This window comes from Serratia sp. (in: enterobacteria) (assembly GCF_051654945.1).
Classification (GTDB): domain Bacteria; phylum Pseudomonadota; class Gammaproteobacteria; order Enterobacterales; family Enterobacteriaceae; genus Chania.
The window spans coordinates 33334-50221 of the sequence record NZ_JBOFZA010000056.1 but is presented as its reverse complement, the minus strand read 5'-3'; the positions used below and the strand labels follow the sequence as shown (position 1 = coordinate 50221).

Annotated in this window: 10 protein-coding genes; 1 reads left to right on the top strand and 9 read right to left on the bottom strand. The window is 54.8% G+C overall.

Annotated elements, in window-relative coordinates; genetic code table 11:
• Window positions 1-2: 2 nt before the first annotated feature.
• From ACRDCA_RS08185 to rlmD, 9 genes are all read right to left on the bottom strand, one after another.
• Window positions 3-1343 carry a fimbrial protein gene (locus tag ACRDCA_RS08185; RefSeq protein ID WP_438689087.1) on the bottom strand — a complete coding sequence of 447 codons (1341 nt, stop codon included), beginning with the start codon at window positions 1341-1343 and terminating at the stop codon, window positions 3-5.
• A 29-nt stretch (window positions 1344-1372) separates the two neighbouring features.
• Complete coding sequence (locus ACRDCA_RS08180) at window positions 1373-3844, bottom strand: fimbria/pilus outer membrane usher protein (RefSeq protein WP_438689189.1); 2472 nt, start codon at window positions 3842-3844, stop codon at window positions 1373-1375.
• Between the two features lie 114 nt (window positions 3845-3958).
• On the bottom strand, window positions 3959-4687 hold the full coding sequence (locus ACRDCA_RS08175; RefSeq protein ID WP_438689086.1) for a fimbrial biogenesis chaperone: 729 nt from the start codon (window positions 4685-4687) through the stop codon (window positions 3959-3961).
• Between the two features lie 126 nt (window positions 4688-4813).
• Complete coding sequence (locus ACRDCA_RS08170; RefSeq protein WP_438689085.1) at window positions 4814-5347, bottom strand: fimbrial protein; 534 nt, start codon at window positions 5345-5347, stop codon at window positions 4814-4816.
• Window positions 5348-6112: 765 nt separating this feature from the next.
• Window positions 6113-7408 (bottom strand): phosphopyruvate hydratase, encoded by a 1296-nt coding sequence (gene eno / locus ACRDCA_RS08165; protein ID WP_024483441.1) that lies wholly within the window; start codon window positions 7406-7408, stop codon window positions 6113-6115.
• A gap of 80 nt (window positions 7409-7488) precedes the next feature.
• Entirely contained in the window at window positions 7489-9126 is a 1638-nt protein-coding gene (gene pyrG, locus ACRDCA_RS08160) for a glutamine hydrolyzing CTP synthase (RefSeq protein WP_025122777.1), read from the bottom strand.
• A gap of 365 nt (window positions 9127-9491) precedes the next feature.
• Window positions 9492-10286 (bottom strand): nucleoside triphosphate pyrophosphohydrolase, encoded by a 795-nt coding sequence (gene mazG / locus ACRDCA_RS08155; RefSeq protein ID WP_438689084.1) that lies wholly within the window; start codon window positions 10284-10286, stop codon window positions 9492-9494.
• Window positions 10287-10510: 224 nt separating this feature from the next.
• Window positions 10511-12745, bottom strand: a complete 2235-nt coding sequence (gene relA / locus ACRDCA_RS08150) for a GTP diphosphokinase (RefSeq protein ID WP_438689083.1) — start codon at window positions 12743-12745, stop codon at window positions 10511-10513.
• Window positions 12733-14091: a 23S rRNA (uracil(1939)-C(5))-methyltransferase RlmD gene (rlmD, locus tag ACRDCA_RS08145; RefSeq protein ID WP_438689082.1), complete on the bottom strand. Its 1359-nt coding sequence runs from the start codon at window positions 14089-14091 to the stop codon at window positions 12733-12735. The genes relA and rlmD overlap by 13 nt, the downstream gene beginning before the upstream one ends.
• Window positions 14092-14153: 62 nt before the next feature.
• Between rlmD and barA the strand changes: the two genes are divergently transcribed.
• A complete protein-coding gene (gene barA, locus ACRDCA_RS08140; protein ID WP_438689081.1) occupies window positions 14154-16886 on the top strand; it encodes a two-component sensor histidine kinase BarA in 2733 nt (910 codons plus the stop codon).
• Window positions 16887-16888: the final 2 nt, after the last annotated feature.

Genomic DNA, 16888 nt, shown 5'->3' with positions numbered 1-16888 from the left:
CTCTATTGAACCTTGACCCAAACATAAGCTTTGGCATCGACCAGCCCTGGCGTTACGATGTGCCCCGGCAAGCGTGTCAGAGTGGCCGTCAACTGGGTGGTGTAATGGGTATAGCCAGCGGCGGTACTACCCGCATTGCTTGCACCATCATGCACCGGATACCAACCTGCGTTATTACCCTGCGGGCACGTCCCCGTGGTACCACAGTGGTTCCAGCCGAGAAAATTCATCTGCGTGCCGGTTGTACTATTGGCAATGGTGATCCCTACACCGGTCGCTATGTTGGGGTCCGTGGCATAGCCGTCGGAGAGCAGATAGCGAACACCACCACTGGCGTTAACCAGGCCAATCCGTTGGGCTAACTCGAAGCTGGCATAAGGGACCTGCAGCCCCATCGCCGTGCGATTGCTGCTCACCCCGGAAACCGCCGCGTTGTCACATTCCACATTGATGGTGAACTGGGCTTGCGAAGTTTGCCCCGCATTTAACTGGCTGACGGCAATGGTTGGCAGGATGACCAATGGCGTGACGTTACGCACCACGCAGGTGGCGGTATGTGACAGGGAAGAAATCGGTGCCGTGCCCATGCCCATGGCGTTCCAACGCCCGGTTGCCCAGGTCACATAATTGCTGGAAGAATCGCTGCCGATGGTATCGCTGGCGATACCCGGCCCTTGGAAAGTGACGTAACCATTGGGCTGGTTGCAGGTATAACTCGCGTTACCGGTGGCGGAAGCCATCCCACTAAGCACATTGGATGCACTGTAACCACAGTAGTTACTGGCACCACGGCCGGGCAACGTACGGATACGGATCAGATCGGCGCGGATAGGGCTGAAATCCTTGACCCGGATCTGGATCTTGTTACCTACGCGGGCATAGCGGGTGATCGGCGTGGCCTGCCAATAACGGGTGAATACCCTGCCCGAATCCAGATGGGTCAGGCGAATGCCGACATAGGGAAAGTAGGTGGCGTAATAATTTGGGTTGCCATCGATCGCGCCCAAATCAAAATGGCCCCCCACCCGGTCATCACCGTTGGTGGCAAACACTTCAAATATCTGTCCGATATCGCTGGCATCGCACTCATACAATACTTTGTCCGCATTCGGATAGCGTACGCCGGAAGTCAGATTAAATACGCTGCTGCCCAGCGGCGAGCCGATGGGTTGCAGGTAAGTACTGGTCAGGTTGACTTTCCCCAGGCCAATCCCAACGCCACAGGCGTCACAGCCAGCATCAATAGCCGGTGAAACGCGGGTGCATCTTGCCGCCGCGGGCAGGCTGATCCCAACCAGTAAACTTGCCCACAGCGCCAGCCGTAGCAGTGGAAACAGAACCATGATAAAACCTCCGGTTAATAGTCGGTAAATCAGCGACATGTCGCATTCAGCAGCAGGATAGGGTCATCAGTGGGCGGCGGTAGCTGATAGGACATGCTGCACTGTTGCGTGGCGCCTTTCCCCCAGCGTAACGTCAGTTTCCCCTGCTGTTTGTCACTACGCAGGTAGACCTGATTGGCCTGCCCGACCATACCAACATCCTGCTCGTTGCTATCAAAAACCGCGGTGCCCATCGGGATAGTGCTGCCATCTGGCCGTTGAACCTTGATCAGCACGGCCTGCCCACGGATTGTTTTGAAGTGCAGCCGTACCGTGGCTCCGGCATAAGGTGCCACGCGCTGTTGCCCGTCTTCCAATTCCGCTTTGCTGTTCATTCCCTGCGGATTTAGGGCTACCGAGTTGTACTGATAAGGCACCAGCGAAGGCACTAGCGCATAGCCGAAGCGATCGACGCGCGCCCCCTGCCCATCCATAACTTGGGCACCGCTCGCGCCAGGGGCATCAATCAGGGCAAAAGTATCCCCCACATAAGGCCCCAACGTGACCCCACCACTGTGAGCGACCACCGCCCCCTGTAGCGAAGCCGATCCCTGCCAATACTGACGCGAGGCTGACAGCGAGCCGTTAGTACTGGCGTAAGGCAGACGGGTTTGCAGATTGCCGCCCCAGACGCTGTTGTTATTCTTGTCGTCGGTACTGAAGTTAAGCCCGTAGCCAACCGGCTGTTTTTCCCCCATGCTGCCTGAGATCACCGCCTGATAATTTCCCCCCTGTCCTTGGCTATGATTGGCTAACAAAGACGCAGAAGGCGCTGAAGATGAACGACCCAGAGGGAATGAGATGGACAGTGCGCTGACGGTTTGCGATGTGTTGGACTGCGAGAAACTATTGCTGCCGCCGTACTGCTCGCCGTCGTAATAGGCGTGATTGCTGCCGTTCAGGCGGCGGGTGCGCGTCACCGAAAGGTTCAGTGCGACGCCATTGCCAAATATCTTGCCCCAGCCCAGCTGCAACTGATTATCCCGGCCGCGCCCGTCACGGTAATCCTGAGTTGAACCAGATAGCGTCAGGTTGCCCAATTCGCCAATGCCCTGATTGACGGCAACTTCAAAGCGCGACTGCTGGCGATAAGAATCGGAATACCAGTTTTGGCCGTTTCTGGCGGCCTGGCGTACGCCGAGCACGTCGCTCAGGTCTCGGAACCCTTCGGTGGAGTAACGATAGCCAGCAATAGAAAGCGTGGTATCCGTCGGGGCAAAGGTTTTACTGTAGGACAGATGCAGCATCCAGCCGGAGGTGCTGCCTTCCGGCAGGCTGGCATGAGAGTAGGTACTGTCGAGGCCAAAAGCGCCCAACTGATTGCTGTAAACGCCACCGAGCATCATGGCCTGATAACCGTCGGCCAGTTGGTTGCCGAGGTTGAACGTCAGGGAGTTGGTCAGGCCATGCTGCCAGGTCAACTCGCTGAACAGGTCATTGTCGCCGATAAAACGAGAGCGCCCGATGGTCGCCGAATAGCGTGAATAACCAGGGCGGACGGATTGGGGAACGGCAGAGAATGGCACGGTGAAGGTATTCACGCTGCCATCGGCCTCGGTCACCACTACCGTCAGGTCGCCGGAGAAATTGGTAGCAAACAGATCGTTAATGGCAAATGGCCCTGGTGCTACCGTGGTTTCATACAGCTGGCTTTTGCCCTGCAGCACCGTGACTCTGGCGTTGCTGTTAGCGATGCCGCGCACCACAGGAGCGTAGCCCCGCAGCGAGTTCGGCAGCATACGATCGTCCGACGTCATCCTGACGCCACGAAACCCCAGACCGGCGAAGAAGTGGCCGTCGGTAAAGCCCTCCCCCAGTAACACTTCACTGCGCAGTGGCAACACGGCCCGTTGGACAAAACGGCGGCTGGTATCCCAGTGGTTGCCAAATTCATTATCCAGGCGGAAGCTGGATTGCTGGCGGTAACGCCACATTCCCAGGTTAAATCCCCCGTTCAGGTTGGCGAAGGTGGAGTTGAGATCCTTAGACTGGCCCTGGCGGTATTTGACGTGATACTGGTTGATATTGTAGTTGATAAACATCATTGATTCGCCACTGCTCAGACTGCCTGAGCTCACGCTGCCACGGGGTTTATGGTTCAGCAAAATCTGCGGGATGCTGAGATCCAATCTTAGTTGTGACATATCGGCCTGAACCTGAATATCTTTAAGGTCGCGTTCAGGTTGCAGGCAGCCATCTTCAGGTAGCGGTGGGATAGACTTTAAGCCAAAACGCTCAAGCTGCTGGCGGTCAAAGCAAGGCAGGACGCGCTGGTTGTCGCCGCGAACAAAGCGAATTTGCTCGCGTTCCACAAACGAACCGTTGTTAAACAAATCGACCTGATAGTCTCCCGGCGTCAGCAGATCTTGCTGGTTAAACTGTTCAAGCTGGGTACTACCGAAAACGCTGCCACGTAATAAATCGGCATCAAAGGAGTAATCGTCCGTTGCGCCCTGTGCCATGGGGATGCCGCCAAGGGGCAGCAATAAAAGTCCATAGCGGCAGCACACTGAGAGCAGTGATAGCGGAAATGCGGGATAGTTTTTTTGCGACATCAGGACCTCCCTGTCCTTTTTTTAGTGCTGTGTCTCTAGAGTTACAGGAACCTCTACCCCGTAATCATTCATCACACCCAGCACCAATTTCAGCTTCCCTTTAGGTAATACAGTACTTATTGGCCAACTCACCTGTGAAAAAGGCGCGATCATATCGGCAGGTTCAATATGCAGACTTTGATTGCCGCTTTTGGCATAGCTGATACTGGCGTAATAAGGCGTTGGATTACTGACCTGCAATACATTGCCATTACGTTGAATACGTAGCTGTTTGCCCACCATTTTGGCCTCCCCCGCCAGCCCTTCGGGCCGATAGAACACCTTCAGCCGGTTACTCACCAGCAGCACCAGTTTGTTTTTATCCGTATGGCTTTCTTTTACGGCGGGTACCTGAAGGAAATTAAGGTGAAATAAGGATTCGCGATCGGTAGGCAAGCCTTTGCCGGTATAGACCAGTCGCACCATTTGGCCGCTATGAGCATTCATACGGAAGATCTGAGGCGAAGCCACAAAGGGAGCGTCGGCGGTTTGCGGTGTCGATTGGGCATTATCAATATCAAGCCAGATTTGGATCAGCGCCGGGACAGGATCATCATTGGTAAACTGCAGCGTCTTCTCACGAGCCTCAGCCGGATAGATAATTCGGTTACCCAGCATGGTGACGCTGGCATAAGCGCTATTGATAGCGATCGCTGTCAGACAGAGTAGCACTGCCGTCCAGCAGGCAAAGGTGCGTGTTGTATACGCCATAAAATTGACCAGTCAACTCAGCACTACTCAGCGTGGCTGGCAGTGCGGGTATTACTATGAATAACAGGTTGTTTCCAACCATCGGGCCGACCCGACTGCTGGAAACAACCTTAGAACGGCAGAGTATTATTTATAGGTGATAGCGAACTGAGCCGTAGCGTTTACCGAACCCGCGCCTACCCCGGCGTCTTCCGCGTAATAACGCGCGGTCAGCTCTTGGGAAGTTGATACTGCGCCTTTTGCCAGCGTCATGGCGCTGGTGGTGGTGCTAGAACCCGCGGTAAAGTTCAGTGGGGTGGAGCCATCGCTATCGAGTAACTGGATAGACACGTTGGTTGCATCACCGGTATTGCCCAGGTTGCCATTGGCAGTGGCGTTATTACCGACAAATACCGTCTTGATGGAAGTATCGCTGGCCGCAGTGGTACAGCCGGTCACATTTACGGTGAAGTTGGTCTCTTCCGCAGTAGCCCCCTTGGTTGCCAGCTTGGTTGCTGCCACGGTACGTAATAACACCACCGGATGACTTTCATCGCCATTGATATTGACTGAACAGGTCTGTGTACTAACTTCACCCTTGAATTGCACTGTGTTGGCAGAGTCAGCCATGGCAGCGCTGGAAAATGCAATTAAAGCGAGAGTCATCATCTTGATCTTCATTAGAAATACCTTTTAATTTACTTTTAAAATAAAGCAGTCCTGACAGTAATTCCTTACTGATTTAAACGCACTGAGATAAACATGTCGCACCCATTTACGAGACGTCTTGTGGACATGTGCTATTAGTCTAACAACACAAGAATTTTCTTAACAATGCTTTTCTTTCATAAATTTTGGGATTTTCATTAAAAACACATTTTGTTACATTTTATTGATTGGCCAGGATTAAAATTAAATTGGTTTGATTTCAATAAGTTAAAAACATCAATGTATCAATTAGTCATCATTTGAAACATTTTGAAATACACATCCCTTTTTAGGGGCATTCCCTGACGTTAGGATTATTCCCGCAATTTTCATGAATTTAAGTTCTTTATAAGCGATTTTAAGGATGATAAGGACACTGGTCAGCCAGGATAATTGCAATTATCGTGCGGGGAAAAAGGGTAATTTGGTTTATCTACAGGCTAAGTAATCTTCTCAAATTTATCTAAGCTAAATCTCAATACTTATTATTACACTGCGTTATTATCAAATTTCACCACAGTGAATTATGCTTATTCAGGCATAAAAAAACGGGGAGCACCTTCCGGCACTCCCCGTTGTCATACTGACTCAGTAACGAATCAAACCGTGATACCCGTCGTCTTTCAAGCTGCAGCGTTGTTACCTGCACTTACTCACTCCAGTCACTTACCTAAAAGTAAGCTCCTGGGATGAGTAAGCTTGTCGCCTGGCTGCAATTTGCAATCCATAGGGTATAAATTACTGACCTTTAACTTCTTTCAGGCCGTTAAACGGTGCGCGGTTGCCCAGCGCTTCTTCGATACGGATCAGTTGGTTGTATTTGGCAACGCGGTCAGAACGGCTCATAGAACCGGTTTTGATCTGGCCAGCCGCAGTACCTACCGCGAGATCTGCGATGGTTGCGTCTTCGGTTTCACCTGAACGGTGAGAGATCACCGCGGTGTAGCCTGCGTCTTTCGCCATCTTGATAGCAGCCAGAGTTTCGGTCAGAGAACCGATCTGGTTGAATTTGATCAGGATGGAGTTAGCGATGCCTTTCTCGATGCCTTCTTTCAGGATCTTGGTGTTGGTAACGAACAGGTCGTCGCCCACCAGCTGGATTTTGTCGCCCAGCACTTTGGTCTGGTAGGCGAAACCATCCCAGTCAGATTCGTCCAGGCCGTCTTCGATAGAGACGATTGGGTATTGCTTGGTCAGGTCTTCCAGGAAGTGAGTGAACTCTTCAGAAGTGAAGGCTTTGTTACCTTCGCCAGCCAGCACGTATTTGCCGTCTTTGTAGAACTCAGACGCTGCACAGTCCATCGCCAGGGTGATGTCTTTACCCAGCTCGTAACCTGCCGCTTTTACCGCTTCAGCGATAACAGCCAGCGCTTCGGCGTTAGAACCCAGGTTTGGCGCGTAGCCACCTTCGTCACCAACGGAAGTGCCCATGCCTTTAGACTTCAGCACTTTAGCCAGGGTGTGGAACACTTCAGAACCCATACGTACGGCTTCTTTCAGAGTTTTAGCGCCAACAGGCTGGATCATGAACTCTTGAATATCAACGTTGTTGTCGGCGTGCTCACCACCGTTGATGATGTTCATCATTGGCAACGGCATAGAGAATTTGCCTGGGGTGCCGTTCAGTTCAGCGATGTGCTCATACAGCGGCATACCTTTAGAGGCAGCAGCAGCCTTGGCAGCAGCCAGAGAAACGGCCAGGATGGCGTTGGCACCAAACTGGGATTTGTTCTCGGTACCGTCCAGATCGATCATGATCTTGTCGATGTTAGCCTGGTCTTTGGCATCTTTGCCCACCACTGCCTGAGCGATTGGGCCATTTACTGCGGCAACGGCTTTCAGTACGCCTTTACCCAGGAAACGAGACTTGTCACCGTCACGCAGTTCCAGTGCTTCACGGGAACCGGTAGAAGCACCTGACGGCGCTGCAGCCAGACCGACGAAACCGCCTTCCAGATGAACTTCGGCTTCAACAGTTGGGTTGCCGCGTGAGTCGATGATTTCACGACCGATGACTTTAATGATTTTGGACATTAGGTTTTCCTCAGACAAGTTAAACTAAAACTCCAGACAAACAACGCGCGGTTTTGGCCGCGCGTTGCTTACTAAAACTCTTATTTCACCTGACGCTTCTGGTGCTCACCGGCCGCCTTGACGAAACCAGCAAACAACGGATGTCCATCACGCGGCGTCGACGTAAATTCCGGATGGAACTGACAGGCCACAAACCACGGATGATCAGGCAACTCAATAATCTCAACCAGCTTGTTGTCCGCAGAACGACCTGCCACACGCATACCTGCGGCTTCGATCGGCTTCAACAGCATGTTGTTGACTTCGTAACGGTGACGGTGACGTTCCACGATGGTTGGCTCGCCGTACATCTTGCGCACCAGGCTGTTGTCGGTCAGGTGACATTGTTGGCCACCGACACGCATCGTGCCACCCAGATCGCTTTCTTCGGTACGGACTTCGACGTTACCGTCTTCGTCACGCCACTCGGTGATCAGTGCAACAACCGGGTACTTACAGTCTGGCACAAATTCGGTGGAGTTGGCATTTTCCATCCCCGCCACGTTGCGCGCAAACTCCATCAACGCGACCTGCATACCCAGGCAAATGCCCAGATAAGGAATTTTGTTTTCACGCGCGTAGCGTGCGGTCATCACCTTGCCTTCTACGCCGCGATAGCCAAAGCCGCCTGGGATCAGGATCGCATCCAGATCTTTAAGCACTTCAACGCCACGGGTTTCTACATCCTGCGAATCGATCAGCTTGATGTTGACGGTCAGACGGTTTTTCAGGCCACCGTGTTTCAGCGCTTCGATCACTGACTTGTAAGCATCCGGCAGTTCGACATATTTGCCGACCATGCCGATGGTCACTTCGCCGCCTGGATTGGCTTCTTCGTAGATCACCTGCTCCCACTCGCCCAGATTGGCTTCCGGCGGTGTCAGGCTGAATCGTTTACAAATATAATCGTCCAGGCCCTGAGATTTCAAGAGGCCCGGGATTTTATAAATCGAATCAACGTCTTTCAGGGAGATAACCGCTTTTTCCGGTACGTTACAGAAAAGGGCGATTTTGGCGCGTTCATTAGCAGGAACGGCGCGATCGGAACGGCAGATCAGCACATCTGGCTGAATACCGATGGAAAGCAGCTCTTTTACCGAATGCTGGGTAGGCTTGGTTTTCACTTCACCCGCAGCAGCCAGGTACGGCACCAGTGTCAGGTGCATGTACAGCGTGTGCTCACGGCCCACTTCGACGGCCATCTGGCGGATCGCTTCCAGGAACGGCAGGGATTCGATATCGCCGACGGTGCCGCCGATTTCGACCAGCACCACATCGTGGCCTTCAGCGCCTTCGATAATGCGTTCTTTGATGGCGTTGGTGATATGCGGGATCACCTGTACGGTAGCCCCCAGATAGTCGCCACGGCGCTCTTTGCGCAGCACATCGGAGTAGATACGCCCGGTGGTGAAGTTGTTACGACGCGTCATTTTGGTGCGGATGAAGCGCTCGTAGTGGCCCAGATCCAGATCGGTTTCTGCCCCGTCTTCGGTGACGAAAACTTCCCCGTGTTGAATCGGGCTCATGGTGCCCGGATCCACGTTGATGTACGGGTCCAGTTTCATGATGGTGACGTTAAGGCCACGGGCTTCGAGAATAGCCGCCAGGGAGGCTGCGGCAATGCCTTTACCCAGAGAGGATACGACCCCGCCGGTCACAAAAATATAATTAGTTGTCATGCTGAACCTGAGAGTTTAGGTTTAAAGACGATGGAAGTACCAAGACGGGAAAGTAGTATACCCGAACCTCTCTTGACCTACAAACGATCGTTTTATCCACCCTCATCTCTGCCATCCTCGTGAGTTGATCCCGCTTTAATTGAACGGCACCATGAGACGTGCCTTTTTAAAACAATGGGTTAGCGCAAAAAACCGTAACTAAACTGACCTCTGACGCAATAAAATACCTTAGATTTCAGTTTGTTGGCTTTTGCTCCCCCGTCAAGCCAGATTCAGCAAACCATACCCGAGCTTAACCGTTTCAGCTAGAATAAATATTGTCGCCGATCAAACAAGCAACACTGTTAGGACAACGCGTTCAGCGTTTAGTTTTCCTGGCTTTTTACCTGCTGCCAGGCCTCTTCCATCTGCTCCAGCGTGGCGTCCTGCATCAATAGGCCGCGGCTTTGCACGATTTCCTCAACCTGGCGGAAACGGCGTTCAAACTTGCGGTTGGCCGCCTGCAGCGCATTTTCCGCTTTATGCCCAAGATGGCGGGAAAGATTGACCGTGGCAAACAGCAGATCGCCAATCTCTTCTTCCAGCTTGTGCTCATCCACCACCGCTTGCTGCGCTTCGTGCATCACCTCATCCAGCTCTTCGTACACTTTACCCAGCACCGGCCCCAGAGTGTTCCAGTCGAAGCCGACTGCGGCACAGCGTTTCTGGATCTTGTGAGCCTTCATCAGCGCCGGTAAGGCGTTGGGAATATCATCCAGCGCCGAGTGCAACGCTTTCTCTGCCCGTTCACCAGCCTTCAACTGCTCCCAGCGGGCGGACACCGCCTCGCTGTCTGCCGCCTCGGCCTCACCAAAGATATGCGGGTGGCGGCGTTCCAGCTTGTCACTGATGGCAGTGCACACCTGATCGAAATCAAACAGCCCCTGCTCCTGCCCCATCTGGGCATAAAACACCACCTGGAACAGCAGATCGCCCAGTTCGTCACGCAGATCGGCATAGTCCTGGCGCTCGATGGCGTCCAGCACTTCGTAGGTTTCTTCCAGGGTGTAAGGCGCGATGGTGGCGAAAGTCTGCTTACGGTCCCACGGGCAGCCCGCCTGGGGATCGCGCAGGGTCTTCATGATGGTCAGCAGGCGTTGCAGTGGCGTTGATTGGGTCATGTTGAGTCTCTGGATAATGAATACGTAGGGACGCGGCGTTAGTGATACCCCTCACCCTAGCCCTCTCCCACAGGGAGAGAGAACCGAGTGTGCTACAAATTGGCACCTGCGCTTGCCCCTGGCTCCGGACTAGCCCCTCTCCCCACCACTATGCACATGATGTCCCAGGGCCCTATATCGGGAGAGGGTCGGGGTGAGGGGCTATCGCACGCCTTTGACAAACATTAGGCACCGTGCAGGCGTTTGGCGTCTATCACGTCCGGCAGTTGATTGAGCTTGGCCAACACGCGGCCCAGCACCACCTGGTTATAAATCTCGATATCCATATCAATGGTGGCCAGTTGCTTTTTGGTGTCGCTGCGGCTGGCAACGCCCAATACGTTGACCTTCTCGTTGGCCAGGATGGTGGTGATATCACGCAGCAGGCCGCTGCGATCGTTGGCCACCACGCGCACCACCAGCGAATAACCGCTGGAGTAGCTCTCCCCCCACACCGCATCCACGATACGTTCCGGCGCGTGAGACTGTAGCTCTGCCAGTTGATCGCAATCCGCACGGTGGATCGAGATCCCCCGGCCCTGAGTGATAAAGCCGACAATGTCGTCACCTGGGATCGGCTGGCAGCAGCGGGCGATGTGGTGCATCAGGTTGCCCACGCCTTCGACCACGACCCGGCCATTATCTTTGCTGCGGGCCGCCGTTGCCGGGGCCTTCTGCTGGGTCAACTGGCGCAGCGCTTCGCGATCCTGCTCCTCGGCGCTCGGCTTGTTGAGCTTGCCCTGGAGGAAGTTCACCATCTGGTTCAGGCGAATATCACCGCCGCCAATCCCCGCCAGTACTTCATCCAGCGAGTTGACGTTATAGCGCGGGATCAGCAGTTTTTCGGCTTCCCGCAGGCTGATACCGAGATGTTCCAGCTCGTTATCGAGCATCTGCCGCCCGGCCAGGATGTTTTTATCGCGATCCTGCTTGCGGAACCAGTTATGGATCTTGGAACGCCCACGGCTGGTGGTGACATAGCCCAGGTTCGGGTTCAGCCAGTCGCGGCTCGGGTTCGGCTGTTTCTGGGTGATGATTTCAATCTGATCGCCCATTTGCAACTGGTAGGTAAAGGGCACGATACGGCCGCCAATTTTGGCACCGATGCAGCGGTGGCCCACGTCGCTGTGGATGTGGTAGGCAAAGTCGAGCGGTGTGGAGCCGGTCGGCAGATCCACCACGTCGCCCTTCGGCGTAAACACGTAGACCCGATCGTCAAACACCTGACTACGCACTTCGTCGAGCAATTCACCCGAGTCCGCCATCTCTTCCTGCCAGGCAATCAGCTTACGCAGCCAGGCAATACGTTCTTCGTAGCCGGAACGTGCCGTAACCACCGCGCCTTCCTTGTATTTCCAGTGCGCGGCGACGCCCAGTTCGGCATCTTCGTGCATCTGGCGGGTGCGGATCTGGATCTCCAGCGTTTTGCCCCGCGGCCCGAGCACCACGGTATGGATCGACTGATAACCGTTAGGTTTCGGGTTGGCGACGTAATCGTCGAACTCATCCGGCAGATGGCGGAAATGGGTATGAACGATCCCCAGAGCCGCATAGCAATCTTGCAGGCGTTCTACCACCACACGCACCGCGCGCACGTCGAACAGTTCATCGAACGCCAGCGATTTTTTCTGCATCTTGCGCCAGATGCTGTAAATGTGTTTCGGGCGGCCATAAATGTCCGCCTTGATACCTTCAACTTCCATCGCACCGTGCAAGGTCGCCACGAAGTCATCAATAAACTGCTCGCGATCGATACGGCGTTCGTGCAGCAGCTTGGCAATGCGTTTGTATTCATCGGGATGCAGATAGCGGAAACAGAAGTCTTCCAGCTCCCACTTCAACTGGCCGATGCCGAGGCGGTTGGCCAATGGAGCATAAATATTGGAACACTCTTTGGCCGCCAGCACGCGTTCGTCTTCCGGCGCATCCTTCACTTCACGCAGGTGGGCAATACGCTCGGCCAGCTTGATCACCACGCAGCGGAAATCTTCCACCATCGCCAGCAACATGCGGCGAACGTTATCGACCTGCTCGGAGCCCATTGAGTCGTTGTGGGTGGCTTTCAGTTGGCGAATGGCATCCATATCGCGTACGCCATGCACCAGGGAGGTAATGCCGGAACCGAACTCTTCGGTGAGGGTAGCTTCGGGGACAATCGCCGCGTCGACCAACGGGAACAGCAGCGCCGCGCGCATACTGTCGTTATCCATGCTGAGGGTCGAGAGGATCTCTACCATTTCCAGGCCGCGCCACAGCAGCAACGACGCGTCGGGATGGTCCTTCGTCTGCTGTTCGCAATAACGCCAGGTTGCGGCTAAACGCTCACCGGACTGCGGGTTGGGAAGCCCCAGGCTGGCGATCCAGTCATCAAGCGCGAATTCACCCGCCGTATTCAGATGTGCAGTTCTTACCGCGACCATAACTTCTCCCTACTTTTCCGCGATCCGTGGGTAAACAGCGCCATGGATTCAAGATGCCCCGTGTGCGGGAACATATCCAACATCCGCACACGCGCAAGACGATAACCGGCGTCCAGCAGCACTTTGCTGTCGCGTGCCAACGTCGTGGGGTTGCAGGATATATACACCACGCGCTCTGGCGCCAGTTTAACAATATGTGACATCACACCCGCCGCGCCAGCGCGGGCCGGATCCAGCATCACCTTATCAAATCCCTGTGCTGCCCATGGTTGTCGCGCAACGTCATCTTCCAGATTTTCATGGAAAAAGGAGACATTACTGAGCTTATTCCTATGGGCGTTATTTTGCCCATTCGCTACCAGCGTGGCAACACCTTCAATGCCGACCACCGCCTTGGCTCGCTTGGCCAACGGCAAGGTAAAATTGCCCATGCCGCAAAACAGATCCAGTATGCGATCATTGGGATCAATCTCGAGCCATTCAAGGGCCTGAGCCACCATTTGCTGATTTACCGCGTCATTAACCTGAATAAAATCACGCGGATTAAAGTCTAAGCGTAGACCGTCAACCTGATAATACGGCGTTTCACCGCACAGTTTTTCCAGCCGATCGCTGTCTGGTGCCAAAAAAACGGCGGCGCTATGTTGCTCAGCAAACTGCTGTAAAGACTGACGATCGTCCTGCTTGAGCGCATCCAGATGGCGTAATACCAGCACCGGGCCATTATCTGCCAGCACCAGCTCAGCATGCCCCAGCCGCTGCACGGCCCGCAGGCCGCTCAGGCATTGATACAACGGCACCAGCAGCCGCTCCAGTTCCGGTGCCAGCACCGGACACTGCTTCACCGCCACCAGATCGGACGAGGCGGCCTGGTGAAACCCCATCAACAAACGGTGCTGCTGGGGCTGCCACTGCAATCCCAGACGCGCCCGCCGACGGTAGCCATATTGCGGCCCGGCAATCACCGGCTCCTGCTGCGGCGTTTCTCCGGTGGCGCGGCAGATCAATCGCCCCAACGCCGCCGCTTTACTTTGCTGTTGCAGTTGCTCGGAGACATGCTGCTGTTGGCAACCCCCGCACACCCCAAAGTGCGGGCAACGCGGCTCAACACGTTGTATGCTGCAATTCAACAGCTGCTTGAGCTTACCTTTGGCGAACTGCCGTTGGTCCTGCGTCAGCTGAATTTCGGCCTGTTCTCCCGGTAAAACACCGGGAACAAATACCGCTTTGCCTTCATGGCGCGCCACTCCCTGGCCAAATGGATCGAGGTCCGTTACCGTTACCGTGAATATTTGTGAAGCTTGCCGGGTCGTCACGCGGCGTTTCGGAGAGTAGAATTGCGCCATAATGATTGTGTGTTGGTTAATTAAGCTAAGATTAGCCTCCAATTCTCCCACATTGGACTCCCATGACCAAATACAGCTTGCGCGCGCGCATGATGATCCTGATCCTGGCACCGACTTTATTGATCGGTCTGCTGCTCAGCACCTTCTTTGTGGTCCACCGCTACAACGAGCTGCAAGAGCAGTTGGTCGATGCCGGTGCCAGCATCATCGAACCTCTGGCCGTCGCCAGCGAATATGGCATGACCTTCCGCAGCCGTGAGTCGGTCCGGCAACTGGTCAGCCTGCTGCATCGTCGCCATTCGGATATCGTCCGGGCGATCACCGTGTTTGATGCGCAGAACAATCTGTTTGTCACCTCCAACTATCATCACAACTATACCCAGTTGCAGTTGCCCAAAGGTGTGCCGATGCCCACCGACCTGATGCTGACCCGGCGTGGTGATTCCCTGATCCTGCGTACGCCAATCCTGTCGGAGTCGCAGTTCCCGGACGAGAACGCCAACGAAGAGCTCCATCCTGACAACAATCTGGGCTATGTGGCGATCGAGCTGGATCTGCAATCGGTGCGCTTGCAGCAGTATAAAGAAGTGTTCGTGTCTACCCTGCTGCTGCTGTTATGCATGTGTATTGCCATTCTGTTTGCCTACCGCCTGATGCGCGACGTCACCGGCCCGATCCGCAATATGGTCAACACCGTCGACCGTATCCGCCGTGGCCAGTTGGATAGCCGGGTAGAAGGCTTTATGCTCGGCGAACTGCAAATGCTGAAAAACGGCATCAACTCGATGGCCATGTCGCTGACCGCCTATCACGAGGAGATGCAGCAGAATATCGATCAGGCCACCTCCGATCTGCGCGAAACGCTGGAGCAAATGGAGATCCAGAACGTTGAACTGGATCTGGCGAAAAAGCGCGCGCAGGAGGCTGCCCGTATCAAATCGGAATTCCTGGCCAATATGTCCCACGAGCTGCGTACTCCGCTCAATGGCGTGATCGGCTTTACCCGCCAGACGCTGAAAACCGACCTGAGCGCCACCCAGACCGACTATCTGCAAACCATCGAACGCTCGGCCAACAACCTGCTGACCATCATCAACGACGTGCTGGACTTCTCGAAGCTGGAGGCTGGCAAGCTGATCCTGGAACATATTCCGTTCTCACTGCGTGAAACGCTGGATGAGGTGCTGGTATTGCTGGCCCCCAGCGCGCACGACAAAGGGCTGGAGCTGACCCTGGATGTGCAAAACGATGTGCCAGAACAGGTGATTGGCGATTCACTGCGCCTGCAACAGGTGATCACCAACCTGCTCGGCAATGCGGTGAAGTTCACCGAAACCGGCAATATCGATATCCGCGTCGAGCTGCGTAATCAGCTGGAACGTCAAGTTGAACTGGAAGTCCAGATCCACGATACCGGCATCGGCATTTCCGAACGCCAGCAATCGCAGCTGTTCCAAGCCTTCCGTCAGGCTGATGCCAGTATCTCGCGCCGCCACGGCGGCACCGGGCTGGGGCTGGTGATCACCCAGAAGCTGGTGAAAGAGATGGGAGGTGATATCAACTTCCACAGCCAGCTCAATCGTGGCTCGACCTTCTGGTTCCACATTACCATCGATCTCAATGAGGGCATGCTGTCGCTGCCGCCAAGCCTGCCGGATCTGCGCGGGAAAACGCTGGCCTACATCGAAGCCAACCCTACGGCGGCTCAGGCCACGCTGAATATGTTGAGCGCTACCCATCTGGTGGTGACCCATTCGCCAACCCTGGGGCAATTGCCGAAAGGTCATTACGACTTCCTGCTGGCGGGCGTGCCGATCCCCTACAGAGACAGTATCGGCCAGCATCGCGACAAGCTGCTGGAATCACTGAAACTGGCTGACCGGGTGATCCTGGCTATGCCGAGCCAGTCGCAGATCGATGCCGAGCAAATGAAGAAACTGGGCGCTATCGGCTGCCTGACCAAGCCGATCAGCAGCAACCGTCTGTATCCGTTACTGCGTATGGAGGCCCCGCTGCGCCTGAACGCACCAGCGGTGCATAAACGCTTGCCGCTGACGGTGATGGCGGTGGATGATAACCCGGCCAACCTGAAGCTGATCGGCGCGTTGCTGGCAGAACAGGTGGAGAAAACGCTGCTGTGTGAAAGCGGTGAGGAAGCCATCGTGCTGGCACGCGATAACGTGCTGGACATGATCCTGATGGATATTCAGATGCCGAACATTGACGGCATCCGCGCCAGCGAGATGATCCGCCAAATGCCACATCACAACTCTACGCCGATCGTCGCGGTGACCGCCCATGCGGTGAGCGGTGAACGTGAACATCTGTTGCAGGCCGGTATGGATGACTATCTGGCCAAGCCCATAGACGAAGCCATGCTCACCAGAGTGCTTTCCCGTTATCACACCGTCGAACTTGAACCGGAGCCAACGCAGCCGCGTACCCCGGCTGAACCGCCGTTATCGCTGGATTGGCCGTTGGCCTTACGTCAGGCCGCCAATAAAGAGGATCTGGCGCGCGATCTGTTGCAGATGCTGGTCGAATTCCTGCCACAGGTCAGCGAGCGGGTAAAAGCCGTGCTGGATGGGGAAGAGGATGCCACCATCCTCGATCTGATCCACAAGCTGCACGGCAGTTGCAGCTATAGCGGCGTTCCACGTCTGAAACAGCTGTGTTTCTATCTTGAGCAGCAACTGCGTCAGGGTGCCAGCAACGGTGATTTAGAACCGGAATGGCTGGAACTGCTGGATGAGATTGAGCTGGTGAAAACGGAAGCCAAGTTCCAACTGGGATAACA

What these genes read in the sequence shown, in the direction of transcription:
- ACRDCA_RS08185 (WP_438689087.1), bottom strand. Translation starts at nt 1,343, where the DNA reads ATGGTTCTGTTTCCACTGCTACGGCTGGCGCTGTGGGCAAGTTTACTG.
- ACRDCA_RS08180 (WP_438689189.1), bottom strand. Translation starts at nt 3,844, where the DNA reads ATGGCACAGGGCGCAACGGACGATTACTCCTTTGATGCCGATTTATTA.
- ACRDCA_RS08175 (WP_438689086.1), bottom strand. Translation starts at nt 4,687, where the DNA reads ATGGCGTATACAACACGCACCTTTGCCTGCTGGACGGCAGTGCTACTC.
- ACRDCA_RS08170 (WP_438689085.1), bottom strand. Translation starts at nt 5,347, where the DNA reads ATGAAGATCAAGATGATGACTCTCGCTTTAATTGCATTTTCCAGCGCT.
- eno (WP_024483441.1), bottom strand. Translation starts at nt 7,408, where the DNA reads ATGTCCAAAATCATTAAAGTCATCGGTCGTGAAATCATCGACTCACGC.
- pyrG (WP_025122777.1), bottom strand. Translation starts at nt 9,126, where the DNA reads ATGACAACTAATTATATTTTTGTGACCGGCGGGGTCGTATCCTCTCTG.
- mazG (WP_438689084.1), bottom strand. Translation starts at nt 10,286, where the DNA reads ATGACCCAATCAACGCCACTGCAACGCCTGCTGACCATCATGAAGACC.
- relA (WP_438689083.1), bottom strand. Translation starts at nt 12,745, where the DNA reads ATGGTCGCGGTAAGAACTGCACATCTGAATACGGCGGGTGAATTCGCG.
- rlmD (WP_438689082.1), bottom strand. Translation starts at nt 14,091, where the DNA reads ATGGCGCAATTCTACTCTCCGAAACGCCGCGTGACGACCCGGCAAGCT.
- barA (WP_438689081.1), top strand. Translation starts at nt 14,154, where the DNA reads ATGACCAAATACAGCTTGCGCGCGCGCATGATGATCCTGATCCTGGCA.